Annotated in this window: 1 pseudogene; it reads right to left on the bottom strand. The window is 33.6% G+C overall.

The window, feature by feature from the left end:
- Window positions 1-1,740: pseudogene (locus tag ACKI67_RS01805) on the bottom strand (hypothetical protein); the annotation flags it as partial.

The raw sequence follows: 1,740 nt of genomic DNA, 5'->3' as shown, positions 1-1,740 counted from the left end.
CCTTGAAATACTTGTCTCCTGCAAACCTGATCTTCACAGTGTATTTCCCATTTTTAAGATTGACAAGCAAATTGACTCTTCCGTTCTTATCGGTTGCTCCCTTATATGTTTTGCCATTGAGAACAATAGTTATATTTCTGCCTGCAATTGTCTTATTTTTGGAATCCTTAAGAGTAATGACCAGTTTTTTGCTGTCCTTATAATATTTAATCATATTGCTTGCCACTATCTTAGTGGAAAGCTTTACAGTCTTATTAACATTATTATCCATGGAATTTGATCCGTTGGTTCCATTGTCATTAGGAAGAACAACCAATTTGCTGTAAGTGTTGCTTGCAAATAATACATCAGTTCCTCTGAAAGTGGAATTGATATCATATGAGCCTGGATTAAGATTGATAATCAAATTGGCATTTCCATTCTTATCAGTTATATTGGAATACTCCTTATTATTGAGATTGAAGTAGATTCTTTGACCTGCAATTGGGTTTCCAAGCTTGTCCAATAAGCTTACTGTATAGAATCCACCTTTTCCTTTCAATACATAATAAACTGAGGAATTCAAGAAAGTTGTTGCTGCATTCTCACTGACAACAGTCAAAGTTGAAGTGATGTTTGAATACTGATAATCATTATCTCCCGCAAAGTAAGCAGTCACTATATATGATCCGATAGTGAAATCATAATCTAGATGAGCGACTCCATCATTATTGGTTCTGATTGTATAATTTGTGCCGTTGACGTTGACAATGATGTTTCTGTGAACCAAACTTTCATTATTTATGCCAGTTAAAATGACTTCATAATAACCTTTTGATCTGTAGATTTCAGAACTGTTAAGTCTTAAAACTGATGGGTACTTATAATCCGCATCTACAACATATAGGTTTGAACTTAATTCAGAAGATGTGTAATTGATGTTTCCTTTAAATTTAGAAACAATTGTATAATTTCCATAAGCCAGATTGATTTCCAAACGAGCTTCACCATTTGAATCAGTCATGCGAGAGTAGGATTTGCCGTTTACAGTTATGTTGATTGATTCACCTGCAATTGGATTTCCATTGCTGTCTAAAAGCCTTACATTGTAATAGCCAGATTCTTTAATGATGATATTTTGGTTTGCATCTAATCTTGATTGCTCACCATAAACAGTGAGATTAGTGAGCAAGCTGCAATTTTCATACCATTTGTCACCATCAAATACTGTAAATAATGTGTATTGACCTACTGGAAGGTTAATTTTTAATCGGGATATGCTTGACTGATTGGTAAATGCATAGAACACAGCAACTGCATCATTGATAGCTGTATCCAAATTAGAAATATCTCCAGATAAAACATAATAAGTTATCTTATTGTTAGGTAAAACTTTCAAATCATCTGTAGTCAATATGACAGTCAAATAGCTGTCATTCTTTAAGACTTCAAGAGAAGATTGTCCAAACAACAGGGTATGTGATTTTGTAAGATTTAAAGTGTAAACCTTATAGTCCTCTCGATACCATTTGTTTCCTGCATAAGAACAGTTTATTTGATAAACACCTGCCCCCAATTCAAGAGGAATGGAGAAGATTCCATTTTCATCGGTTACAACAGTGTAATTTTTAGAGAACCCCATACCATCTAAATTGCCTAATTCATGAGTCTGAACATTAACTCTAATGGTTAAATTGGATAAATTGTTATTATAGAAATCCCTTAATTGCGCTATGAAATTGTTATCAGGACCAGTGACAT

The sequence above is a fragment of the Methanobrevibacter sp. genome (assembly GCF_045577275.1).
GTDB lineage: Archaea > Methanobacteriota > Methanobacteria > Methanobacteriales > Methanobacteriaceae > Methanobrevibacter.
The sequence above is the reverse complement of the archived record's forward strand: the minus strand, read 5'-3'. Positions and strand labels throughout refer to the sequence as shown.